At 71.2% G+C, this 6,147-nt stretch carries 8 protein-coding genes and 1 pseudogene; 5 read left to right on the forward strand and 4 right to left on the reverse strand.

The genetic code is table 11. The features are described from left to right. Positions 1–17: 17 nt before the first annotated feature. The 3 genes from ABZ070_RS19040 to ABZ070_RS19050 are packed head-to-tail and all read right to left on the reverse strand — an operon-like array spanning position 18 to position 1,581. Complete coding sequence (locus ABZ070_RS19040; RefSeq protein WP_356635262.1) at positions 18–731, reverse strand: GvpL/GvpF family gas vesicle protein; 714 nt, start codon at positions 729–731, stop codon at positions 18–20. Between the two features lie 33 nt (positions 732–764). Beyond that, positions 765–1,238, reverse strand: coding sequence for a gas vesicle structural protein GvpA (locus tag ABZ070_RS19045; RefSeq protein ID WP_356635264.1), 474 nt, complete (start codon positions 1,236–1,238; stop codon positions 765–767). 49 nt (positions 1,239–1,287) lie between these two features. After that, the gene (locus ABZ070_RS19050) at positions 1,288–1,581 is read right to left on the reverse strand and encodes a gas vesicle protein (protein WP_356635266.1); all 294 of its coding nucleotides are present in this window, start codon (positions 1,579–1,581) and stop codon (positions 1,288–1,290) included. Between the two features lie 175 nt (positions 1,582–1,756). Between ABZ070_RS19050 and ABZ070_RS19055 the strand changes: the two genes are divergently transcribed. Together ABZ070_RS19055 and ABZ070_RS19060 are read left to right on the forward strand one after the other, a co-directional pair. Next, entirely contained in the window at positions 1,757–2,974 is a 1,218-nt protein-coding gene (locus tag ABZ070_RS19055) for a lactonase family protein (protein ID WP_356635268.1), read from the forward strand. Between the two features lie 31 nt (positions 2,975–3,005). After that, positions 3,006–3,410 (forward strand): ASCH domain-containing protein, encoded by a 405-nt coding sequence (locus ABZ070_RS19060; protein WP_356635270.1) that lies wholly within the window; start codon positions 3,006–3,008, stop codon positions 3,408–3,410. A 161-nt stretch (positions 3,411–3,571) separates the two neighbouring features. Here ABZ070_RS19060 and ABZ070_RS19065 read toward each other — a convergent pair whose 3' ends face one another. Further along, entirely contained in the window at positions 3,572–3,961 is a 390-nt protein-coding gene (locus ABZ070_RS19065) for a VOC family protein (RefSeq protein WP_356635271.1), read from the reverse strand. A 35-nt stretch (positions 3,962–3,996) separates the two neighbouring features. On the opposite strand from ABZ070_RS19065, the gene ABZ070_RS19070 reads away from it, so the two are divergent. The 3 genes and pseudogenes from ABZ070_RS19070 to ABZ070_RS19080 form a co-directional block, all read left to right on the forward strand. Then, positions 3,997–4,704, forward strand: a complete 708-nt coding sequence (locus tag ABZ070_RS19070; protein ID WP_356635273.1) for a nucleoside/nucleotide kinase family protein — start codon at positions 3,997–3,999, stop codon at positions 4,702–4,704. A gap of 48 nt (positions 4,705–4,752) precedes the next feature. Further along, complete coding sequence (locus tag ABZ070_RS19075; protein ID WP_356635277.1) at positions 4,753–5,724, forward strand: hypothetical protein; 972 nt, start codon at positions 4,753–4,755, stop codon at positions 5,722–5,724. 193 nt (positions 5,725–5,917) lie between these two features. Next, positions 5,918–6,147, forward strand: a pseudogene (locus ABZ070_RS19080) (hypothetical protein); the annotation flags it as partial.

Consider the following 6,147-nt stretch of genomic DNA (forward strand, 5'->3'; position numbering starts at 1 on the left):
GGCCCCCATCGAGTGAGTCAGACGAAGCTGTACGGCGGCAGCGGCCCGTTGAGCCGGAAGCTGTAGGTGTCGCCCATCTGGTTGGCGACGCTGAGCTCGGTGGTGAGGAAGAGCTCCTCCTGGTCCTCCGCCACAAGGAAGGACACGTTGACGAAGTCGTCGCCGGTCGGCTGGGAGACGCTCAGATCCCGCGCGAGCGGGCGCAGGGCCTCGATGACGCCGGACGCCAGGGCCTCGTGCCGCGCCTGCACCTCTTCCGCCACCAGCTCCCCGAGGCGCATCGGGAGTTCGGGCGCCGTGTCGCCGCCCCGGATCCGGTCGTTGAGGTCGCGCGCCGTGTCCGACTCCACAAGGATCTCCCGGAGCAGCGTCTCTTCTTCCTGGGACGCCTTGAGGTTGTACTCGGTGCAGCCCGCGAGCTGCTCCAGACGCTCCCTGTACGTCGTCGCGTCCTTCTCCAGCGCCTCGCGCACGGCGTCGTCGTCGGGGGCGGTGAGGCCGAAGCGCAGAGGCAGCACGGTGCCGTCGCCCATGAGGCGCTCCTGCACCGCCTGGTGCGCCGTGACATCGCGGCGCTTGGGGCGCAGGCCGTCGGGCGCGTCGCTGACGACCGCGCACAGCGAGCCTGCGGCCACCTTGCGCAGGACCGCCGGCGGATCTCCGACCCCCTCGACGCCGTCGAGGTGCAGCGGATGCCCCTCGGCGGTGATCGAGTAGACGTATACGGCCATGGTCGCTCCTTGCTGTGGGATCACTACTGCCGGTCATTCCCGCCCGCGTTCCCTCTCCCGCCGGGCCGCACGCCGGACCGGCTTGCGCCTCTCCACCCGCTCCGGCTCGGCCTCTTCCGCGTCCTCGCTCTCCTCGTCCCGCCCGCTCTTCCCGGCGCCCAGTGCGTCGGTCACCGCCTCCATCGCGCCGCCGAGAGCGCCCTTCGACTTGCCGCGGGCGCCGCTCTCGACGCTGTCGCCGACGATGTCGGTCAGCTGGGTGGGCGCCTTCCTGCCGGACTCGAGGTCGAGGCGGTTGCAGGCCTCGGCGAAGCGCAGATAGGTGTCGACGCTGGCCACGACGATGCGTGCGTCGATCTTCAGGATCTCGATGCCGACCAGGGAGACACGGACGAAGACGTCGATGACGAGTCCGCGGTCCAGGATGAGCTCGAGGACGTCGTAGAGGTTTCCGGAGCCGGCGCCTCCTCTGGAGACGCCCCCTCCGCCTTGCGGCACCACGGTCATGGTGCCTCCCTTCGTCGCTGTGCCCGCAGAAGGCCGTCGGAAGGTCTGCTCAGGTCAGCCGGTCGATCTGTCCGCGTGTGTAGCGCCGGGTCCGCCGGTACTCGACGAGATCGCCTTCGTCGTCCAGGCTGACCTTGTAGCTGGCCAGCACGCTGGTGGTGTCCGGGATCCGTTCCAGCTCAAGCACCTCCACGTCCGCTTCCCAGCCGTCCTCGGTGCGTTTGAGCGCCGAGACGGACTCGGGCGGGCGCCCGAGCAACTCCGAGAGCTGGTCGGCCGCGGAGCGCATGATGGTCGCCGCCTTGCCCTTGGCTCGGCGTTTGGCGGGTTCTGAGGAAGCCATAAGACCTTCTCGTCGGTCCGAGTCGGCACCGCTTCGTCGTGCGAAACGTACAATTGCAGCATATAGGCTTATATTCTGCTGTCTCGGTGGGTCGTTCGCCTCTTCGTCCCAGGTCCTCAACACGGCGGCACGGAACAGGGTTTCAAGCAGTCCGCAGGGCCTAGGCTGCATGGGCATGGGCATGGGCATGGGCATGGGCATGGGCAACGCTGCACACCCGGGCCGGCGTCGTTTCATCGGAGCGCTCTCCGCCGCCGTCGCCGCTGCCGCCCTGCCCGCGTGCGGGGCGCCACCGGACTCCGCCTCGCGGTCGCGTTCGCAGACGGCGGCCACCCCCACCCCCCGCGCCCGCTCGGCGGCACGGCCCCTGTTCCTCGGGACATATACCTCCGTCGAAGGCGGCGGGAAGGGGATCGGGCTGGCCACCTACGACGAGAGCACCGGGCGGATCACCGGCACCGGGGTCGTCGACGGCGTCGGCGACCCCTCGTACCTGGCCCTCCACCCCTCGGGACGCACCCTCTACGCCGTCGACGAGCAGGAAGCCGGCGCCGTGACCGCCGTGCGGCTCGCAGAGGACGGCCGGCACCGGGTGCTCGGCAGCCGGAGCACCGGCGGGGCCGCGCCCTGCCACCTGTCGGTGCACCCGAGCGGAAGATGGCTGCTCAGCGCCAACTTCGGTTCCGGCAGCGTCGCCGTCCACCCCGTCGCCGCATCGGGCGCGCTGGGTGAGCGTACGGAACTGGTCGCGCACGGCAGCCCGCCGCCCGGACCGGGGCAGCGGGGACCGCACGCCCACCAGATCGTCACCAGCCCGGACGGCGGCCACGTCCTCGCCGTCGACCTCGGCAACGACACCGTGTACACGTACCGCCTCCACACCTCGGCAGGGACGCTCACGGAGGTCTCACGCCTCACCCTGCGGGCCGGCGCGGGACCCCGGCATCTGACGTTCCACCCCTCGGGCCGCCATGCGTACGTGGCGAACGAGCTCGACAACACGGTCGTGGTCTGCGCGTACGACCGCAGGAGCGGCCAACTCACCGCAGGGGAACCGCAGTCGACCGGAACGGGACCCGGGACCAGCTACCCCGCCCAGCTGGTCGTGACCGGCGACGGCGGGTACGCGTACCTTGCCAACCGCGGTCACAACAGTCTGACCCGCTACACGATCGAGTCCGGCGGTTCCCGTCTGCGCCTGCTGGACACGGTTCCGGTCGGCGGCGACTTCCCCCGCCACATCGCGCTCTCTCCGCCCGGCGGCCTGCTCTTCGCGGCGAACCAGCGCTCCAGTACGGTCACCGTCTTCCACGTCGACCGCCGCACCGGCGAACTACGGTCCGCCGGACCGGCGTTCAGGTCGCCGGTCGCGGTGTGCGCGCTGCCGCTGTAGGGCTGCGTCTGCTTGCCGTAGGCTCGCGATCATGTGGACACGGATCGACGGACTGCGGACGCTCGACCTGGGTACGCCGGGCGAGATGCGGGACCGGCTCAACGCGTTGGTGCTCTCCGGGGCGAAGCGGGCGACGGCGGGACTTCTGGAACCCGACTACCGCGCGGAGGGCGAGGAGCCGGAGTACGCGGGCGAGCGTCTGGTGCTCATCGGCAACGCCGAGGAACGCGTCGCGGAAGTGGTCGTGGAGTCGGTCGAGATCGTCCCGTTCCGTTCGGTGACATGGGACTTCGCGCAGTCCGAGGGCGAGGGCTGCACGAGCCTCACGCACTGGCGCGAGGTGCACACCGGCTTCTGGCAGAGCGTGGGCCACACGGTGACCGACGACACGGCCGTCGTCTGCGTCCGGTTCGGCCTCACGCCCCCGGCCGCCTGAACAATCCCAAGGCCGGCGACGGCGGGCCGCTACCGGTCGCTCCGCGACCACCCATTCGGTCCGGCGGACATTTCGCGCACAGAACCTCGGGAACGCGGCCGGCTCGGCCAGGTCCGGCCGCTGCCCTCGGCAGCGCGAGCGCATCCGTCACGGGCCGGATGTCACTTGGGCTCCAACAGGTCCCACCTGTTGCCGTACAGGTCCTCGAATACGGCCACCGAACCGTACGCCTCGTGCCTCGGCTCCTCGAGGAAGCGCACGCCCGCCGCCGTCATCCGGGCGTGGTCGCGCGCGAAGTCGTCGGTGTGCAGGAAGAAGCCGACCCGGCCGCCGGTCTGCGCGCCGACGCGTCCCCGCTGCCCCTCGTCCCCGGCGCGGGCGAGCAGCAGGCCGGTGCCCGGCCCGGATCCGGCCGGGCGGACGACGACCCACCGGGAGCCGTCGCCCCTGTCGGTGTCCTCGACCAGGTCGAAGCCGAGGGCGTCGGTGTAGAAGGCAATGGCCTCGTCGTAGTCGCGGACGACGAGGGTGACCAGGGCGATGTTCGGCACAAGGCCACGTTATACGTATTACCCCGAGTGCGACAATGGCCGGCATGCCCGTCCCGCCGCACCTCCTGGAGCGCGCCGGCTCCCTCGCCGCGTCCGGCAGCCGACGCATCCTCGGGATCGCCGGGGCTCCCGGCGCCGGAAAGTCCACCCTTGCCGCCCACCTCGTCGACGCGCTGGACGGCCTGGCCGTGCTCGTCCCCATGGACGGCTTCCACCTCGCCCAGCGGGAACTGCTGCGCCTCTGCCGTGCCCACCGCAAGGGCGCCCCCGACACCTTCGACGCCGCCGGGTACGCCGCCCTGCTCGCCCGGCTGCGGGACCACGACAGCCGGGCCACCGTGTACGCGCCCGCCTTCGACCGGACCCTCGAGGAGCCGGTCGCCGGGAGCATCCCCGTCGACCCCGGCGTCCCGCTCGTCGTCACCGAAGGCAACTACCTGCTGCACGACGAAGGGCCCTGGGCGCGCATCCGTCCGCTTCTCGACGAGGTGTGGTTCCTGGAGCTCGACCAGGAGGTGAGGGTGGCCCGGCTCGTCGACCGGCACGTGCGCTTCGGCAAGGAACGTCCGCACGCCCAGAGCTGGGTCCGCGACTGCGACGAACCGAATGCGCGGCTGATCGGCCGCGGCCGCGACCGGGCCGATCTCGTCGTCCCGATGAACCGGGGGGAAACGGGGCCGCCGAGCCGGGGCGAAGCCGGGCCGCCGAGCCGGGATGATGCCGGAGACACGCCGTTCATCTGATGTCGGTACGCTCGAATGACTGACACGTGGGAGCGGAGGGCGGTTGACGTGGGGCTGTTCCGGCGAGGGCCGAAGCGTGACGGACGCGATGCGCCCCGGGACCCCGAGTTCTCCTTCTTCTCCGCCGACGAAGGCGCGCGGTTCCGCTCCCTGGTCCGTGAGGCGTTCGCCGAACAGGGTCTCGAGGTGACGGTCTACGCCGACATGGTCTCCGACAGTGCGGGACGGCAGTTCGGGCTCGGCAACCTCGCCGCCGTGTGCCACAACGACGACCGCGGACCGCGTGTGTGGCCGGAGTTGGTCCATCAGCACGTCGGCATGGTCCTGCGCACCATGGACGCCCCGTCCGCGCTGGAAACCCTGTCCCCCGAGCAGATCCGCGCCCAGCTGTACCCCCGTGTCGTCGGTGCCGAGGGACTGGACCCCCGAAACTTCGCCTACGCCCGTGCCGTCGCGCCCGGCCTGTACGAGATCCTCGCGCTCGACCTCCCCGAGAGCGTCATGATGCTCACCGACGAGGCCCTCGAACCGCTCGGCGACCTCCCCTACCTGCGCGACCAGGCGCTCTACAACCTCCGCGGCCTGCCGGTCGAGGCGCACGAGACCGTCAAGGACTCCGAGGGCATGCACTTCGAGGTCGTCCTCGGCGACTCCTTCTACACCGCCAGCCGCGTCCTGGCCCTGGAGACGCTCGTCAGGCAGGTCACCGGGGAGGAGCTGCCCGCCGACGGCGCGCTGGTCGCCATGCCGTTCCGGCACCAGCTGGCGTTCCACGCCATCCACGACACCGGCATGCAGTCGGCGCTCAACGCGATGGCCGCCTTCGCCGCCACCGGCTTCGAGGACACGCCTGGAGCGATCAGCCCGTACGTGTACTGGTGGCACGGCGGCACCCTCACCCAGCTCAGCAACCGCGACGAGGACGGCGAGGGACTGCAGATCCTGATCGGCGAGGAGTTCCAGGCCCTGCTGGAACGGCTCGTCGCCGAGGAGAACGGGCGCTTTCGCGACGACGGCTGAGCCGACCGCCACGCCTCGTTGACCGTGTCACTCATGCCGGTGGTTCGGGCTGCGTTGTCGCAGGTCGGGGCATTTTCAGGGGGTTTTGGTGCGGCAGAGTGGACGGATGCGCCCTCCCCGGAACCGTGCTGTCGCCGCTCTTGTCCTGCTCGCTGTGACCGGCTGTGCGACGGGTTGTGTGTCCGTTCCCGCCGTGCCGTCCGCACCGGTGCCGAGTCTGGCGCCGGCGGGAGAGCGGTCGCCGCTGCCCGCCGAGCGGAGCCTGCCGGTCCAGCCGTCGGCCCGCGAGGCGCTGGCCTCCACCGGCCCGAAGGAGAAGCGGAAGAAGGAACGGAAGCCGGACAACACGTCGGTGCGACGGCAGCAACCCGCGGCGGCTCCGCCACGCGCCGAGCCGGCGCCTCCGGTCCGCCGCGCCCCGGC

Origin of the sequence: Streptomyces sp. NPDC006283, assembly GCF_040613325.1 — a bacterium.
In the GTDB taxonomy this organism is placed as follows: Bacteria; Actinomycetota; Actinomycetes; order Streptomycetales; family Streptomycetaceae; genus Streptomyces.

What these genes read in the sequence shown, in the direction of transcription:
- ABZ070_RS19040 (WP_356635262.1), bottom strand. Translation starts at nt 731, where the DNA reads ATGGCCGTATACGTCTACTCGATCACCGCCGAGGGGCATCCGCTGCAC.
- ABZ070_RS19045 (WP_356635264.1), bottom strand. Translation starts at nt 1,238, where the DNA reads ATGACCGTGGTGCCGCAAGGCGGAGGGGGCGTCTCCAGAGGAGGCGCC.
- ABZ070_RS19050 (WP_356635266.1), bottom strand. Translation starts at nt 1,581, where the DNA reads ATGGCTTCCTCAGAACCCGCCAAACGCCGAGCCAAGGGCAAGGCGGCG.
- ABZ070_RS19055 (WP_356635268.1), top strand. Translation starts at nt 1,757, where the DNA reads ATGGGCATGGGCATGGGCATGGGCATGGGCAACGCTGCACACCCGGGC.
- ABZ070_RS19060 (WP_356635270.1), top strand. Translation starts at nt 3,006, where the DNA reads ATGTGGACACGGATCGACGGACTGCGGACGCTCGACCTGGGTACGCCG.
- ABZ070_RS19070 (WP_356635273.1), top strand. Translation starts at nt 3,997, where the DNA reads ATGGCCGGCATGCCCGTCCCGCCGCACCTCCTGGAGCGCGCCGGCTCC.